The 16,144-nt window shown below is 67.4% G+C and carries 17 protein-coding genes; 14 read left to right on the top strand and 3 right to left on the bottom strand.

Annotated elements, in window-relative coordinates:
• The first annotated feature begins 57 nt into the window (after positions 1 to 57).
• The 3 genes from SM793_RS05195 (at position 58) to SM793_RS05185 (ending at position 2,090) form a co-directional block, all read left to right on the top strand.
• Entirely contained in the window at positions 58 to 387 is a 330-nt protein-coding gene (locus SM793_RS05195) for a ribosome-inactivating family protein (RefSeq protein ID WP_320436809.1), read from the top strand.
• A 212-nt stretch (positions 388 to 599) separates the two neighbouring features.
• Complete coding sequence (locus SM793_RS05190) at positions 600 to 1,256, top strand: hypothetical protein (RefSeq protein WP_320436808.1); 657 nt, start codon at positions 600 to 602, stop codon at positions 1,254 to 1,256.
• 111 nt (positions 1,257 to 1,367) lie between these two features.
• Positions 1,368 to 2,090: a hypothetical protein gene (locus SM793_RS05185; RefSeq protein ID WP_320436807.1), complete on the top strand. Its 723-nt coding sequence runs from the start codon at positions 1,368 to 1,370 to the stop codon at positions 2,088 to 2,090.
• Between the two features lie 203 nt (positions 2,091 to 2,293).
• Here SM793_RS05185 and SM793_RS05180 read toward each other — a convergent pair whose 3' ends face one another.
• Both SM793_RS05180 and SM793_RS05175 read right to left on the bottom strand, forming a co-directional pair.
• A complete protein-coding gene (locus tag SM793_RS05180) occupies positions 2,294 to 2,416 on the bottom strand; it encodes a hypothetical protein (RefSeq protein WP_320436806.1) in 123 nt (40 codons plus the stop codon).
• A 74-nt stretch (positions 2,417 to 2,490) separates the two neighbouring features.
• Entirely contained in the window at positions 2,491 to 2,904 is a 414-nt protein-coding gene (locus SM793_RS05175) for a GNAT family N-acetyltransferase (protein ID WP_320436805.1), read from the bottom strand.
• A 181-nt stretch (positions 2,905 to 3,085) separates the two neighbouring features.
• Between SM793_RS05175 and SM793_RS05170 the strand changes: the two genes are divergently transcribed.
• Positions 3,086 to 3,520 (top strand): Hsp20/alpha crystallin family protein, encoded by a 435-nt coding sequence (locus tag SM793_RS05170; RefSeq protein WP_320436804.1) that lies wholly within the window; start codon positions 3,086 to 3,088, stop codon positions 3,518 to 3,520.
• Between the two features lie 177 nt (positions 3,521 to 3,697).
• On the opposite strand, the gene SM793_RS05165 is transcribed toward SM793_RS05170, so the two are convergent.
• Positions 3,698 to 4,474 carry a GNAT family N-acetyltransferase gene (locus tag SM793_RS05165; protein ID WP_320436803.1) on the bottom strand — a complete coding sequence of 259 codons (777 nt, stop codon included), beginning with the start codon at positions 4,472 to 4,474 and terminating at the stop codon, positions 3,698 to 3,700.
• Positions 4,475 to 5,516: 1,042 nt separating this feature from the next.
• Between SM793_RS05165 and SM793_RS05160 the strand changes: the two genes are divergently transcribed.
• The 10 genes from SM793_RS05160 to SM793_RS05115 all read left to right on the top strand — a co-directional run bounded on the left by SM793_RS05160 (position 5,517) and on the right by SM793_RS05115 (position 16,109).
• Positions 5,517 to 5,963 carry a hypothetical protein gene (locus SM793_RS05160; protein WP_320436802.1) on the top strand — a complete coding sequence of 149 codons (447 nt, stop codon included), beginning with the start codon at positions 5,517 to 5,519 and terminating at the stop codon, positions 5,961 to 5,963.
• A gap of 305 nt (positions 5,964 to 6,268) precedes the next feature.
• A complete protein-coding gene (locus tag SM793_RS05155; protein ID WP_320436801.1) occupies positions 6,269 to 6,955 on the top strand; it encodes a hypothetical protein in 687 nt (228 codons plus the stop codon).
• 185 nt (positions 6,956 to 7,140) lie between these two features.
• Positions 7,141 to 8,307, top strand: a complete 1,167-nt coding sequence (locus tag SM793_RS05150) for a peptidoglycan-binding protein (protein ID WP_320436800.1) — start codon at positions 7,141 to 7,143, stop codon at positions 8,305 to 8,307.
• Positions 8,304 to 8,978 carry an ABC transporter ATP-binding protein gene (locus tag SM793_RS05145; protein ID WP_320436799.1) on the top strand — a complete coding sequence of 225 codons (675 nt, stop codon included), beginning with the start codon at positions 8,304 to 8,306 and terminating at the stop codon, positions 8,976 to 8,978. Before SM793_RS05150 ends, SM793_RS05145 begins: the two co-directional genes overlap by 4 nt.
• A gap of 17 nt (positions 8,979 to 8,995) precedes the next feature.
• Complete coding sequence (locus SM793_RS05140) at positions 8,996 to 10,198, top strand: ABC transporter permease (protein ID WP_413815878.1); 1,203 nt, start codon at positions 8,996 to 8,998, stop codon at positions 10,196 to 10,198.
• A gap of 125 nt (positions 10,199 to 10,323) precedes the next feature.
• Positions 10,324 to 12,546, top strand: coding sequence for a glycoside hydrolase domain-containing protein (locus tag SM793_RS05135; RefSeq protein ID WP_320436797.1), 2,223 nt, complete (start codon positions 10,324 to 10,326; stop codon positions 12,544 to 12,546).
• Positions 12,547 to 12,560: 14 nt separating this feature from the next.
• Entirely contained in the window at positions 12,561 to 13,013 is a 453-nt protein-coding gene (locus tag SM793_RS05130) for a hypothetical protein (protein ID WP_320436796.1), read from the top strand.
• On the top strand, positions 13,010 to 13,759 hold the full coding sequence (locus SM793_RS05125) for a hypothetical protein (RefSeq protein WP_320436795.1): 750 nt from the start codon (positions 13,010 to 13,012) through the stop codon (positions 13,757 to 13,759). Before SM793_RS05130 ends, SM793_RS05125 begins: the two co-directional genes overlap by 4 nt.
• Before the next feature lie 530 nt (positions 13,760 to 14,289).
• Complete coding sequence (locus tag SM793_RS05120; RefSeq protein ID WP_320436794.1) at positions 14,290 to 15,615, top strand: DUF6271 family protein; 1,326 nt, start codon at positions 14,290 to 14,292, stop codon at positions 15,613 to 15,615.
• Complete coding sequence (locus tag SM793_RS05115) at positions 15,612 to 16,109, top strand: GNAT family N-acetyltransferase (protein WP_320436793.1); 498 nt, start codon at positions 15,612 to 15,614, stop codon at positions 16,107 to 16,109. Before SM793_RS05120 ends, SM793_RS05115 begins: the two co-directional genes overlap by 4 nt.
• The last annotated feature ends 35 nt before the right edge of the window (positions 16,110 to 16,144 follow it).

Below are 16,144 nucleotides of genomic sequence, written 5' to 3'. Positions count from 1 at the left end.
CGAAGCTTCATCTGCTTACGCACGACTTTCGCCACCACACGCCAGGAGCACACGTGCATGAACCAGGCCGTCATCGACCTCGCCGACGCCACCATGGTCCCGCTCAACGCGCAACGCGCCGCCCGGGCCCTGCTCGCTCTGGCGCAGGACACCAGTGAGGCCGCCCGCTTCTCGAAGATCGAAGACCTCGTCTCCGACGGCTGGACCGGCACGGTGGGGCAGCGCACGTTCATCACCGCGCTGGAGAACGACTGGGGAGCCTTCTCCGGCTGGGCGGTGAAGAAGCTCAAGGATCCCACCACCCCTCCCCACACCGTCGACGGCGTCACGGTCTCCAGCCTCGCGACGGCCCAGCAGTACCTCGCCGTCGTCCTCGTCTCCTCCTGAGCTCGTCATCAGCCGGACGATCCGGCCGAATTTCCCGTTCGAAGAATGTCGTGCGTAGACGAACGTGTTCTGGGTAGTCTCACGCCATGACACAGTGAACTCGACCGAGTGCAGAGAGACACCGAATGGGCTTTCGCGGGCGGCCGGCTCGCGCCAGGCGTCCCACTCGGCACCGAGGGAGCTTCGCCCATCTCGCGGAAACGGAGAAGACCATGGGAGACACCTACACCCTCACCCTGAACAACCAGTCGACGGATCCCGACTGGACCTTCGCCGTCTACACGGCGACGAACATCACGGACAGCAGTCACCAGCTTCCCGTCGCCTGGCTGACGAAGAAGCTGAACTCGGGCAACACCGTCGTGTTCGAATGGACGCTGAGCTACAAGCTCACGTTCGCCGACCAGGGGGTCCAGCAGGACGTGAAGTGGACGGAGAGCGGCAGCGTGGACGCGGACGACAACGCCGCGAACAATGCCGCGCTGCTCGACTACCCGAACAGTGACTACTCGTTCACGTCCAATCCCGGCGTGCACCCGGTCAAGCCCGGATATCTGTACATCGACACCACCGGCGACGTTCCCTCCTACAACCCTGACAACGGGCCCAGCGTGGGGCTTGCCATCTCCGGCGGCGAGCAGAGCAAACCCGCGAAGTTCAACCCGGCGATCGCCGGTGTCAGCGGGCCGTCCCTCCATCACGACTTCGAGCTGCATCCGACGTACTACGTCGTCGCCGGCGACAAGGAGGAAGGGACCATGGTCGACCTCTCGACCCAGACCAACCAGGCCAAGGTGGAGTACGAGCCAGGAGAGTTCTCGCAGGAGTGGACCCTCAACGACCGCAACGTGTGGGTCCGCGACAAGTAGCCGCAACCCCGCACAGCCGGCAGAACCCGATCATCCGCCCCCGAGCCGGGCCGGGTGGGCGGCAACCCGCCCACCCGGCTCCGCCCTGGCGGCCGAAACCGGAGGAACGCCTTGGCGCACGCCTACACCCTCACTCTTCACAACCGCTCACCACAGCCCGACCTCACCTTCGCCGTCTTCGCGGTCCTGCCGGTCAACACGGGCCAACGCGCGACCCCCGCACTCCCGCCCCCGAAGAACGGCGCCGCCAACGTCTACCCGCTCGTCTGGCTCTCCAAGGCGCTTGCCCAAGGGCACCGGGTCGACTTCACGTGGACGCCCGACTTCTCCTTGGCCTTCGCCGGCCGGCCCTGCCGGGAGAACCACCCGTGGCGAGCCGACAACGACGAACCCCTGCCCGTCGTCTGGGACGACACCGACCGCAACAGCGCGGTCCTCGACCGCCCCGGCTCCGACTACACACTGGCCCGCTCCGAGGACCCCCATCCCCTCCATCGCCCGCGCGTCTTCCTCGACACGACCGGCAGCATCCCGCCCTGGCACCCCGACAACGGCCCGTCGGTCGCGCTGGCCGCCGAATCAGGCGAACTCGACCACCGGCAGACGCCGACTCCCGCGATCGCCACCGACAGCGGCCCCAACCTCCTGCATACCTTCGACCTGGCCCCCGACTACTACATCCACGCCGGCCAGGACCCCGCCGCCACCATGCTCCCCCTCGACACCGTCACCGGCTTCCACCCGGTCCCCTTCCCCGGCCACCACCGCACCGCCGAGTGGACGCTCAACGAAGCCAACCTCTGGGTGGAAGGCGCGCCCGACCGGACGTCGTGACCAACACCGGCCGACGCAGCCAGGACCTCTCGCCGGGGCGCCCCCTCCGCCGTCGCAGGACCGCCACGAACTCCTGGCGACGAACCCGGGTGCCACCCGGACCGCAGTCCCGATGACACCCGGATTCCATTCCGGCTCACTCCCGCACTGCCAGCGGTCCCCGAATCCTCGCCGCAGGTCGAGTGCTCCCGTCCACGAGTGCGCTACTGCGCCCGGCAGTCGATGGCCTGCAGGTGCTCGGTGCTGACCAGCTCATATTCCTGGTCGTCGTCGTCCCAGGTCCAGTAGGCGGTCGTGTACCTGCCGTTGTCGCGGTCGGTCAGCAACGTATTGCCGTCCTTGGCCCACTTCCACTGGTCGTCCACCAGGCCGTACCGATGGACCTACGAAGGCAGCCCATTCACAGCCGCATGAGCCCGGCGGCGGTCGGCCGGAATCCGCACTGACCGTAGAAGGACTCCAGGTGCGGCTCGTAGTCGACGTGCAGCCATTCGGCACCGTGAGCTCTCGCCTCGTCGGCGGCCGCCCTCACCAGCCGTACCCCGAGCCCCTGCCGGCGCTCCTCCGGGTGCACAGTCGTGTCCAGGATGAAGGCGTGCGCACCACCGTCACCGACGACGTTGACGAACCCGACCAGTCGGTTCCGTCGTCGCGCCGCGATCCAGGTCAGGCTCCGGGCCAGCATCGACGCGAAGGAGGTCGGGTGGTGAGCCGGCCATGACGCACTGAACAACTCGTTGAGCTCAGCATCCGTCAGGTCAGGACACACCACCAACACCTCATCGCCGGCCTGCGACGAATCACTGATCTCCATGCGGAGCAGCCTGCCATGCACCCACCGCCGTGATCACCCCCGGGCCGCGGGCACTTCGGGCCGCTCTCCCCTCAATGTCACTCCTTTGGCGACTCAGTGGTTTGTCATCGGATGGATGACATGTTAGAACGGATTCAGATGAAGCGCACTGGCACCCATCGATCAGTGGAGGTGTTTCGCGATGCTGATGCGCACCGATCCGTTCCGCGAGCTGGACCGGCTGACCCAGCAGTTCTTCGGCACGAACGGCACGTGGTCGCGGCCGACCCCGATGCCGCTGGACGCCTACCGCGCCGGCGACGAGTACGTGATCTGCTTCGACCTGCCGGGGGTGGACCCGGACGCGATCGACATCGATGTCGAGCGGAACATGCTGACCGTGAAGGCCGAACGGCGTCCCCGCCACGAGGGCGAGGACGTGAAGTGGGAGCTGTCCGAGCGCCCGCTCGGTGTGTTCTCCCGGCAGGTCATGCTCTCCGACACGCTCGACCCCCAGGGGATCGCCGCCGAGTACGACTACGGCGTGCTGACCCTGAAGATCCCGGTCGCAGAGAAGGCCAAGCCCCGCAAGATCGCCATCGGCCACAGCGGCAGCCGCAAGGAGATCAGGGCCTGACCGCGTCCCGCCCCTGCGCCGTTCCGCGCCGTCCGCCCCCCGGTGTGGGCGGCGCGGAACCCCGCCGCGTCCGGCCTTGCCTCCCCGGCCCGGAACCAGGCCGACCCGCACAGCGGGCGGCTCGCTCCCACCACATAGGACCTCCCACCACATAGGACATGGTCCAAGGAGTGCCGGTTACGGCTTGTACACGTACGGGGTCGTGGTGCTCAGAGCGGAGAAGCCGAGCCGCCGCAGGATCGGTCGGCTGTCGGCGGAGGCGTCCACCTGCACATAGCGGTAGCCGCCCTCGGCGGCGACCTTGACGCGGTGGGCAACCAGCGCCCGGTAGATTCCCCGACCGCGCCAGGCGGGTACGGTGCCACCGCCCCAGAGGCTCGCGAACTCGGTGCCCGGGTGCAGTTCCATCCGCGCCCCGCAGACCGGCACGTCGTCAGCCATCGCGACGACCATGCTGACCGTCCCGGGGCTCTCGGCCAGCATGGCGAGCAGGCTCGGCCGCAGCCGGTCCGCAGTCGCCTCGAACGCTCCCTCGTGCGCGGACAGCATGAGCTCCACGTCGGCCGGGGTGGTCACCGGGTGCAGCCGGACCCCCTCGGGCAGCCCGCCGCCGTCGGACAGGTCGGCGATCCGGGCGATCATCAGGGCCTCGTCGGGCTCGGCCTCGAACCCGGCCGCCAGCAGCAGCTCGCCGAGATTCTCCGGCCGGTCGTGCGAGTAGTGCTTCCACTCGAACTCGCGGCCCAGCTCGGTGAAGTACCGCACCTGTTCGGCGATCGCCGACCGCGCCGTGACCTGGTCCAGGTCGGACCAGACAACCGCACTCCAGCCGCCCTCGGCACCGACCTGCCGCACCACCTTGCCGACCCGCTCGATCCGGGCGCCGGGCGCGTCGGCGACGCTGTCCCGCCGCATCTGACGGTCGAAGAGAGCGAGTACGCGAGAAGTATCCATCCGCGCACCTCAGCACGGGCGAGAGGGCTCACCAAACAGATTTGAACCGTCCGCCATCGCCACCGGACTCGAGCCTCCCCGCGCTGCCCGCCCGGCCCGAGCCTCCTTGATGACCTCAGTAGTGACCACCGCTGCCCGGACCCGCACCAGCGGAGGCCATCGCTGGTGCCAGGCGGCACCCGGCGCTGACCGGGCCACACTTCCCCTCAACTTGCTGGGCTGCTACAGCCTCCCGCCCCTTCGTTCCGGCCGGCGCAGCCTGCGGCCTCTACGTGACCCTTCACCGCATTGAGCGTGAGCAGCCCCTGCACCCAGGCCGGCCGGCACCCCCCGAAGCCACCCTCGCTCGGCTCCGAGGCCGCCACCGAAGCGAGCGGCCTCGCCACAGAGATCGGACCCGACGACGCCCCCGCCGGACCCGCAACACGGCTCCATCGCCGGCATTGGACCGAGCGTCCTACCGACTACCGGGCAGATGGAAGCGTGCCATCCCACACCACCGGCTTTGACGGCCCGAGGTGATGGGCATGCACCGGGCAGGGCACTCGCGAAGAAGCGGTACGGACACGATCGCCGGCGGCGTCACCAGCGGACCGGCTCCCCCCACTGGTACAGGACAAGGCGATTAGCGATCGCCATTCATAGAGCCTGCTCGGCCGTCCGGATGGGATCTCCTCTTATGTCCCAGTTAGTTAACTCACCAGCCCCCAGCCGAATCCTGGCGCCATTGTACCTATTCGTCCAATGTGCCACTCCATCGCTGACGAACTGGAGTCGATCCTTCCAGTTCGACCGATATCGGATCGTTACAATGGCATTCGCCGACGCGGTTGCTGCGCCCGATCTTGACGTGCTCTAATCGTCACGGACTTCTTCCGGGGGGTTGAAATGTCCGAATGCTCCGCAGACAACCTTGGCCTGGTTCAGTCGCTCTTCACGAGCGGCTCCCCTCGGCGGAGTTTCAGGTCCATGGACTACGAAGTGAAATCCAATCACCATAAAGGGGGAGTTTATGGGAATCTCGCGATCTCTTCGTACAATCATGTCCGCAACCGCCACCGCGGTGGCAATCGGCATCCTCTCAACTCCTGCAGCCCATGCGAACGGTGCAGACAACCATCAGAGCCAGGAGGCGTGCAACGCTCACTCGGAGAGCAGCTTCGACTTCACCCTCTGGTTCAATTCCTCGTATTCGGGGTCCCATCGGAACTTCGGATCCGGCGTCAACAACTTCGCAGACGAGCCCTACGGCGGCTCGATCCCGAGCAACGAGCCGGCACCGCTATACTTCTGCGACGGCTGGGGCAACGGCTCGAACGTTGGAGTTAAGAACAACGCCGCTTCCGCACAGAACCGCAACACCCGGTACAGCGCCGTCGTCTTCTTCAACAGTTGGGGCCAGGGGGCCCGGGATACACTCACTCCCCTTTCCAGCTGGTTCAAGCTGAAGGAGACCTACAACAACAACGCTTCATTCGACTGGCGCTGATGGATTTCGTGGCGGGCGACACTGCCGCCCGCCACGAAACAGTCGCGGAATGCTGATTCGCCAACCATGGCGTGCTACAAAATGATCGGGAATCCGTAATGCTGATAAGTCGACGAGGTTCGACGGCACTGACGGCCGCACTACTGTGTGCTTTGATCGCCGGGTGTTCTCATGAATCACCGTCCTCGGGTATTCAACCAGGCTCTGCGCCCGCACCGGGTTCCTCGGCCGGTAGGCAAGACCATCCAGCGGACTTCGACCGTGCGGATCCGGCTACGTGGAAGCTTCCGCTGGAGGCCTATCTCATGACCGATGACGAGCAGGCCCAGCTGGGGCGGGCGGTGAGCACGCTCACGGAGGACTGCATGCACACGGCCGGATACGCCAGCTGGAACTCCCCGCCCGAGCTGCCCAAGGTCGGCTCGAAGACCCTCACGGACCTTCGGTACGGCATCCATGATGCGGCGCTCGTCGCGAAGCGGGGTTACCACCCTGACGCCGCGGAGAAAGCGGCGCACGACGCTGCCGTGGAGGCTGCGGTCGCTGCCCGCCCCGGAGGCGCGACGGTATCAGCCGAAAAGAATTGCGGCCAGCAGGGCAAACAGAAGATCGGTGACGCCCAGGCGGGTTTCCAACTCGCTGAGCAGCTCGCCAACCGGGCCTTCACCAAGGCGAAGCAGGAGCCGGACGTCGCCGCTGCCTTCGCCCAGTGGTCGGGCTGCATGAAGGAAAGCGGCTACACCTACCGCGAGCCGCTCGATGCCGTGGACAACCCGAAGTTCGGCCGCGATGTGACCAAGGAGGAGATCGACACGGCGGTGGCTGATCTCAAGTGCCGGGGCCGCAGCAACGTGGCCCTGGTGTGGTACGAGGCCGAGGTGCGCCTGCAGAAGGCCGACTTGGAGATGAACGCCCAGGCTTTGCAGGACGGACGCGCCAAACTGGACTCGGCGATGGAGAACGTGAACGCCGCCCTGGCGGGCAAGCGCTAGAGGAGCGGCCGATGACACACGACAGTTCTCCTGCCTTCGACGGAGATGATGTGGGGGCAGCCAATGGGTTGGCCTCAGTACCCAAGGGCCGCCGTGCCAGATCCGGCAGACGTCGGCGAGGATGGCTGGTCGCCGTCGTGGTCGGATCGGCCCTGGTCGGTACAGCCGGGGTGGGAGCCGCAGCGTTGCTGAAGTCGCCGGCACAGGTGGCGGCGGAAACCGCTCCGCCGGCCCCGGACACGTTGACCGCCCAGGTGGAGGAACGGATAATTGCGGACACCCTGGTCACCCGCGGAAAGGTCACTGCGGCGGCGACTACGGAGATCTCCGTGCCAGCGCCCGCCGGGGTTCCGGGATCACGTCCGATCGTCACCAAGGTCAAGATCCATGTCGGAGAACAACTCTCCTACGGTAAAGTTCTGTTCGAGATCTCCGGTCGGCCGGTGTTCACCCTCCCGGGCGCGCTCCCTGCCTATCGCGACCTACAGACCGGCACCAAAGGTGAGGATGTCGCGCAGCTTCAGAAGGCCCTGGCTTCGCTCGGACACCGCACCGCTCCGGACACCTCGGGGACATTCGGATCAGGCACGGAGCGCGCGGTACTCGCCTTCTATAAATCAATCGGATACACCCCCGTCCGTACTGCGGCGAACGTCCCTGAAAACGGGCCGGGCAGTGCGGGGACGGCCCCACCCATCTCCCGTGACAATGGAGGCGATCCGGTGACGCCCACTCCCACTACGCCCTCGGGCACTCCCGCGCCTCCACCCGTCGCGGTGCCGATGTCAGAGGTGGTGTTCCTGGGTGCATTGCCCGTACGAGTGGACACAGTCGCGGCCACCGTGGGCAAGGCGCCGGCCGACGCGATGCTGACCGTCTCCACCGGCGCCGCTGTCGTGGTCGCCGAGGTCTCCGCACAGGACAAGACTCTGCTGAAGGAAGGCCAGCAGGCCGACATACTCTCCGAGGACAGCGGGCTGAAGGTGTCGGGTACCGTTCAGGCCGTCGTCGATGCGCCACCGGCGAGCAAGGGTAACCAACCGGGACCGGTCGCCGGCTATCTGCTGCGCGTGACGCCCGGCAGTCCTCTACCTGGCGAACTCACCGGCAGGGAAGTGCGGATTTCCGTCACCGCTTCCTCCACCGACGGGCCGGTCCTCGCCGTACCGTCCGCCGCCGTCTCGGCAGGCGCCGATGGACAGACCAGCGTGACCGTACTCGGAGCCGAAGGGCGCCTCCGCCGGGTCAAGGTGCGCCCTGGGGCTTCCGGCGGGGGCTTCGTGGCGGTGATACCCGAGGCCGGGTCAGTCCTGGCCCCCGGTGACAAGGTCGTGGTGGGCAGCACTCCGTGAGCCCTCCACCGGTCATCGAACTCCGCCGGGCCGGACTGACATATCCGGGACCACCCGAAGTGGTGGCGCTGCGCACCTGCGACCTGACCGTCCAACGGGGCGAATTCCTCACGATCGTCGGCCCCTCCGGCGCCGGAAAGTCCACCTTCCTCAACATCATCGGCCTCCTGGATCGACCGACCTCCGGCAGTTACCTACTAGACGGCATCGACACTGCGGCAGTGAAGGACGCCGAACGCACCGCGTTGCGTGGGATGCGCATCGGATTCGTCTTCCAGTCTTTCCACCTGCTCTCCCATCGCACTGCCTGTGAGAACGTCGAACTGGCCATGGTCTACCAGCGCACTGTGCGCGGCGCGCGCAAGCAGCGCGCTGAACAGGCTCTCCGTAGGGTGGGTCTGGGCCATCGGCTGGACGCACTACCCAATCGACTGTCCGGCGGAGAGCGTCAACGGGTCGCAATCGCGAGGGCACTCGCAGCCCGGCCGTCGCTGCTTCTGTGCGACGAGCCGACCGGCAACCTCGATTCGCAGACCGCGGCGTCCGTCCTGGACCTGCTCGACGGCCTGCACCAGGACGGCATGACGGTCGTCGTGATCACCCACGATCCCGAGGTCGCCCGCCGCGGCCAACGAACCATTGTCATCCGCGACGGCCAGGTGCTGGCATGAAGCTTCCCCGATCCCGAATGAACCTGCGCGACCTCGGCACCGAAGCCGTGGCGGGCATCCTGCAACGGCCCGCCCGCTCGGTGCTCACTGCCGTCGGCACCGTCCTCGGTGTCGGGGCACTCATCGCCGTCACAGGTCTGACAAGCACGGCCGCCTCCCAGATCGACGCCCGTTTCAACCGATTGACGGCCACCGAGGTCACCGTCGACGACATCGCGCCAAGCACGTCTGGGCAGCCGGGCCCGGCCTTCCCCGCCGATGCCGACGCGAAGGTGGAACGACTCCACGGAGTGACCGCCGCCGGCGTCTCCTGGCACGTGCGGCTCCAGCCGGGGCAGGTCATCGCCAACGGTCCGCCCGGCGCCGCCTACTCCACCACCGACCGCCAGGCCCAGCTGACCGCGGCCTCCGCCGGCGCACTGCGCGCCATCGGGCCGACTCTTCAGCAAGGCCGTGTCTACGACGATTTCCACGAGAACCACCATGAACGGGTCGCCGTTCTCGGCGCCGCCGCCGCCGCCCGCCTAGGCATCACCAACCTGCAGGGCCAGCCGGCCGTATTCCTCGGCAACAAACCCTTCGTCGTCATCGGCATTCTCACCGATGTCCGTCGCCGCCCTGACCTGCTGACATCCGTGATCATCCCGCGCTCGGCAGCCCAGGACTTGTGGGGACCGCCCACCGACGACCCGGCCAGGATGCTCGTCACCACCCAGCTCGGCGCGGCCACCCAGATCGCCTCCGAGGTACCCCTTGCTCTGCGTCCTGACCACCCCGACTACCTGCGGGTCACTCCACCGCCCGACCCCCGCAGCCTGCGGTCCGGCGTGGAGAACGACCTCGGGCAGCTCTTCCTTCTCCTCGCCGCCATCTGTTTGGTGATCGGCGCGGTAGGCATTGCCAACACCACCCTGGTCGCCGTCCTGGAACGCAGCGCCGAGATCGGACTGCGCCGCGCGCTGGGTGCCGGAGCCCGGCACATCGTTGCCCAGTTCCTCGCCGAATCCACGGCACTCGGGCTGCTGGGCGGCCTGGTCGGAGCGTCCCTGGGAACGGTGACGATCGTCGCCGTCGCAGCCTCCAAGCACTGGACCCCGGTGCTACACCCGGCCACCATCGCCTCCGCTCCGCTCCTGGGCCTCGCCACCGGGCTGCTTGCCGGCGTCTACCCCGCCTGGCGAGCCTCCCGAATCCAGCCTGCCGAGGCGCTGAGACGGTAGCGCCCCCTTCAATACCGGCTAAACAGACTCTCCCTCCCGCCATGGCGCTTGCCGCGGCATGCACCGACCCGCACCGCCCGTGATCGGACGGTACCCCCCGCAGTGACTCGAAGGAGGAAACGGCAGTGGCCGACGAAATGGTGCGACGAGCCCAGAGCTTCGTGAACTCGTTCTACGGAAGCCGAATAGGCATGACCGTGGAAGAGAATGGGAAGACCGGCTGGCCCACTATGTACGCGCTCACCCGGGCGTTGCAGCTCGAACTCGGCATCTCGAGCCTGTCGAACAGCTTCGGCGCGACCACTCTCTCCCAGTTGACGGCCAAGTACCCGGTCCTGAACAGCGGGAACATACCGTCGGAGAATTTCTGCAAAATCATCCAGTCGGCCCTGTACTGCAAGGGGTACGACGGAGGCAGCCTGGACGGTATCTACAACTCGGGCGTTCAAGCAGGCATGACGAAGCTCAAGACCGATATGGGGCTGATCGGTCTGTCTCCCGGCAGCGACCTGACGCCCAAGGTCTTCAAGGCCTTGCTGAACATGGACGCGTACGTCAGCGTGAACTCCGGATCGAGTGCGATCCGGAGCGTCCAACAATGGCTCAACGGCCGCTACTTGAACCGTCAGGACTTCTTCGTCATCCCCTGCGACGGCCACAACTCCCGTGACGTCGCGAGGTCCATGCTCCTTGCCATTCAGTACGAGTTGGGGATGGCCGACGGAGTCGCGAACGGCGTTTTCGGCCCCGGCACCCAGGCCGGTGTCAAGTCCCATTCGGTGTCACCGGGGACGAGCGGCACCTGGGCCTCCCTGTTCTCCGCGGCCATGGTCCTCAACGATCAGCCGGTCACTTTCACGAACACCTTCGATAGCGCCACCGCGGCCCTCGTGCGGACCTTCCAGTCGTTCGTCGGCCTCCCAGCCACCGGCAACGGGGACTTCTCGACGTGGGCCTCCCTGTTGGTCTCCTACGGCGACCAGTCCCGCAAGGGCGCTGCTTGCGACTGCGTCACCCGGATCACGTCAACGCGGGCGGCGGCACTGAAGGCCGAAGGCATCACCTTTGTCGGACGCTACCTCACCAATCCCCTCGTGCCGCTGCCGAGCAACCTGCCGGAGAAGGCGATCCAGGAGGGCGAACTCCAGACCATCGTGTCGGCCGGACTGCGCTGCTTCCCCATCTACCAGACGTACGGACGCGACGCTTCGAACTTCACGTACATGGCTGGCCGCACAGCGGGCCAGGCCGCCGTCAACGCTGCTCTCGATCACGGGTTCAAACCAGGGGCACGGATCTTCTTCGCGGTCGACTTCGACGCCATGGATTCCGACATCACCTCAAACGTGTTGCCCCACTTCAAGGGGATCCAGGACGCCATCGCCGATGACGGCAACCGCTTCCAGATCGGCGTGTACGGGCCGCGCAACGTGTGCAGCCGGGTGGCGAAGGCCGGCCACTCGACAGCCTCGTTCGTGTCCGATATGTCATACGGGTTCTCCGGGAACTATGGCTACCCACTGCCGTCGGACTGGGCCTACGACCAGATCGTCACACGTACAGTCGGCAGCGGCGCCGGCGCGATCAACATCGACAACAACATCGCCTCCGGCCGCGACACCGGCCAAGGCTCCTTCGACCCGCCACGCCCTGTGAAGCCCGACGTTCGGCTCGACCCGACCGTCATCGAGGCCATGAAGACTGACGTCGGCAAGTACATGGAGTCCCTCGGCTACCCGAACGACGGCGGCACTCGCACCTACCAGCACTGGAAGTGCTTCCAGTCGACCGTGGTGGACCACGACGACCTCATCACCGAGTTGTCGAACAAGTACAACATGCGCAAAGCCCTCGTCCAGACGTCTGCTTACTGGGAGATGCGGCACATCGAGCCGGCGGACCTGGCCGCCTGGGATGTCGCGATCGTGCTGTTCAACACGACCGGCAAGTTCAAGGACACATCCACGGGAATCGCCAAGCAACGCGGCCTGACGCTGGTCGGGGCATGGAACCACTGCCTCAGTGAAGGCCTCGTAACCGGCCGGGCCATCGCTGATCCGAACAGCGACCAGGACAAATACAACATCTGGAAGAGCGCGTACGACTCCGAGACATTCGACATCACCAGCGTCTTCCTGATCCACATGTGGGACATCGCGGGCAAGCCTCACGGCGACGACACATCGCCAGTGATGAGGTCGCCGCGCCTGGACTACGTGGACGAGGAAATCTACGACGTCCTCCGCCGTTACCAGGGCCCCGGTGAAGAAGCGTACGCGGAGGCGAAGAAGCGCATGGGACTCTACTACCTCATGGAGAAGTACAACGCCATCTCCCGGAACCGCTAGCAGGGTGTGAGGCCGTGATGTCCCCAGATCAACCGTTTGCCAGGCACGAAGGCTCCGTCGTCCTCGTGATGCTGCTGGTCGGCTTCCTCGCCGCACCGGCACTGACCGTGTACGGCACCAGAGCCCTGGTCCGTGCCCGGGCCGCCCGATCCAACACGAGGGCTCTCGTCGCCTCCTCGACCTTGGCGTGGGCGGCGACAATCGGTCTCTACACCTGGGGCCTGCTGCACCTGTTCATGGCCGACGACCACACCGAGGCGCGGGCGTGCGACGAGGCAGTGGGGAAGCAACTGGTGGGCTACGAGCCTTCGTTCCTCCCATTGAAATTCGGCTGCCTCAGCTCCGACGGCCACACGGTGTCCGTGGTCATACCCTCTTACGTCAATCCGGTGCTGGCCGCACTCGTGGTCTGCGCCGCAACGCTCACCGCATTCGCGATCGTCCGAAGCAAGGAGAAAACCACGTGACGGCGAACATTCCGCGGCGCTCCGTACTGCGTCGCGCCATCGGCATCGCCGCAGGTGCCGCAGTCGGATCACAGGTGCTCGCGACGCCCGGCCATGCGGCGGCGGCTCCGGCTCCTGGCCCCGATCTTGGCGCCCTGCGCAAGCTGACACAGGACGCCCGGGAGCGGGAAGCCCGGGTGCGGACCGGCGCCGCGTCGGGGAACGGTTGGGAAATGGAGAAGGTCGTGAACGACCGCGGGAACATCTACACCCGCCCGGTTCCCGGCACGCCACTGGGCATTAACGTGCGCATGGGGAACGTCGAAACGGTCCTGGTGCACGTGATCAGCCGTTTCCACTACGAGGTCGCCGCACTCCACGAAGGCGACGTCGTCAGCTGGCGCCCGCCGGCCTCGGTGCGGCGGCACTTGGCGGAGTCCAACCAGGCATCCGGCACAGCGGTCCAGATCCGTCCTGCCTCCTACCCCACCGGCGCCCGTGGCGGCTTCTACCCTCTGGAAGAACTGACACTTCGGGACATCCTCGCCGACTGCGAAGGCGTCGTCCGCTGGGGCGGCGACGACAAGGTCCCCGACGAGTCCCTGTTCTACATCGATGTACCGCCCGGCGACCGGCGGCTGACGAGCATCTCCGGCAAGCTCCGCGGCTGGGCCTTCACTCCTGGCCAGGGTGCGGGAACCATGATCGACCCGCTGCAGCCCGAGCGCCTGAGGGCCGCTAAGCGCCTGGCGGGTCAGCAGGCCTGACCTGCGGGACAGGGTGGACCGGGCTTCGCCGAAACTGGTGAGGCCCGGTCGAACCCCATACCGGCCCGGCACCCTCTCGCGGGGCAGAGCGCCGAGAAGCGAAGACTGGCCCGCTTCCACCCACCGCACCTTGCCCAGGCCCGAACCCGTTGACCCGGAGCAAGGCAGCGCGCGGCCGGAGGCCCTGACGGCCGAGGTCGTCGATCGCGAGGACCGAGGCCCGACCGGCGCCGGGGCGATCGGTCGGCGGGCCGCCCGCCTGCGGCAGGGCAGGGGCGGCTGCCCATTCGGGCAGTGTCGGTGTGCGCCGCCCGCTCGCTGAAAGCACTCCGTTGACACTTAAGTTGGTCTAGTCCACCTTGGTGGAGCAGGGCCACCGGCAGGGAGGCCGCATGCGCGGCGGGGGACGTCGGCGTGGAGGTCCGCCCGGGACGCCGTCGTGGCGTCGGCGTACGCCAACCGCACGCCGTCCCGCGCCCGACCCACCACCGCTGTACCGAATCTGACGATCAGACGGAGAGTTCCACACCATGCAACGAGTCTGCCTCGCCCTGCCCACCATGCGTTCCTGCCCGGGTACCATCGTGGACCTCGCCGAGGAGGCGGCCTACGCCGTCGCGACCTTCGGGGTCGAGGTGCACCTCCTCGTGCTCGACACCACCGACGAGGCGGAGTTCGCGAAGAACGCGGACGCCGTGGCCGCCCTGGCCCCCACTCCCGGCGTGTTCGTCCACCACCTCGGCAACGCGCAGCAGCGGGAGTTCCTGCGCGGGGTGGCCGAGCGCTCCGGTGGCGCCGACCCCGAGCTGCTGCTCGACCTGATGCTTCCGCAGGCCGTCGCGTACGGTTCCTGCGTCAACCGGCTCTTCCTCGGCGCGGCGGCCCTGGGCTGCACCTCGACGCACCTGCGCAACGACGACGCCGACTTCCAGGTCGTCGACGGCGAGAAGGTGTTCCCGATCCACCACGAGCTGCTCTCGATCGGCCGGCCGGCCGGCGAGGCGGCGGCCGTCGTGTCCCACTCCGAGCTGGACCCGGCCGACGCCGACAGGCCGGTGATGCTGGTCAGCGGCTCCTTCCTCGGCGAACTCAACGTGGACATCGGCGAGATCCTCGAGCTGGACCCGGCCGTCTACCGCGACCTGGTGCGCCTGTGGACCCCGCCGGTGTGGTCGGACGAGGACCGGGACGCGATGGTGGACCTCTCCTTCAAGGGCGTCGGCGCCGAGCCGTTCGACGCCGACCGGTCCGTCCTGGGCGTTCCCGACATCTGGAACGTCTACATGTGCAACATCGCCCTGGACCACCGGGCCTACGAGGTGCTGCCGCTGCTGCCCTCTATCGAGACCATCGGCTGCGACTACGCCCTGCTGCACGCGCTGGTCCACTCGCAGTCGCCCGGCGTCGTCCACAACCGCCACATCGTCAACTACTACACGCCCGAGCGCCGCATCGGCGCCGGCTTCATCTCGTACCAGATGCGGTTCGTCAAGTTCCTGCTCTCGATGCTGTACCTGTACCCGGTCTACGGCGGGATGATCGACCACGGCCGCGGGCTGCTGGACGAGCAGCACCGGCTGCAGGTCGAGCCGATCCTCGACCTGGTGCGGGGCAGCGTCGACTGGGACCGGGCCGGGAACGAGCACTGCCTGGACGTCCTGGACCGCTCCTACCGCAAGCTGGGCGGCAAGTACGCCGAGCTCGCGGACGCGGTGGCCGGGAAGCGGCAGCAGCTCATGGACGAGGCGCAGGAGGACGCCGAGCGCTGGGCGGTGCTGGTGGAGTCCTGGGCCGGGATGGTGGCCGCCGCCCGCGCCGAGGGCCTGCGCCCCGGCCTGGACGGGGCCGCGGGGTGAGCCAGGACTTCCTGATCCGGCAGCTGACCGAGGAGGACTGGGATGCCGTGGTCGCGCTGGAGTACGACGCCTACGCGGCCGACGGCCTGTCGGAGGGGCGGGAGGCGCTGCGGTCCCGCGCCGTCGCCTCACCGGAGACCTGCTTCGTGCTGGAGCAGCACGGCACCGTCCGCGGCTACCTGCTGAGCCTGCCGTACCCGCCGCTGCGCTGCCCGGACCTCGCCCGGGCGGAGGACACCGCGTTCGAGTCGGACAACCTGCACGTGCACGATCTGGTGATCGCCGAGGACCTTCGCGGCCGGGAGGTCGCGCTGGGGTTCATGCGGCACTTCCGGACGCGGGCGGAGGAGTTGGGCTTCGAGCAGATCTCGATGGTCGCGGTGCGCGGGGCGGACATCCTGCTGCGGATCATCGGCTACCGCTCGCACCGGGAGGTGGCCGTTCCCGCGTCCTACGGGCGGCGCGCGGTCTACATGTCGATGCCGGTGCGCTGATCCGGCGGGGCACTGATCCGGCGGGGCACTGGTTC

This window comes from Kitasatospora purpeofusca, assembly GCF_034043715.1.
GTDB lineage: Bacteria > Actinomycetota > Actinomycetes > Streptomycetales > Streptomycetaceae > Kitasatospora > Kitasatospora purpeofusca_A.
This window is presented reverse-complemented; position numbering and strand designations above follow the sequence as displayed.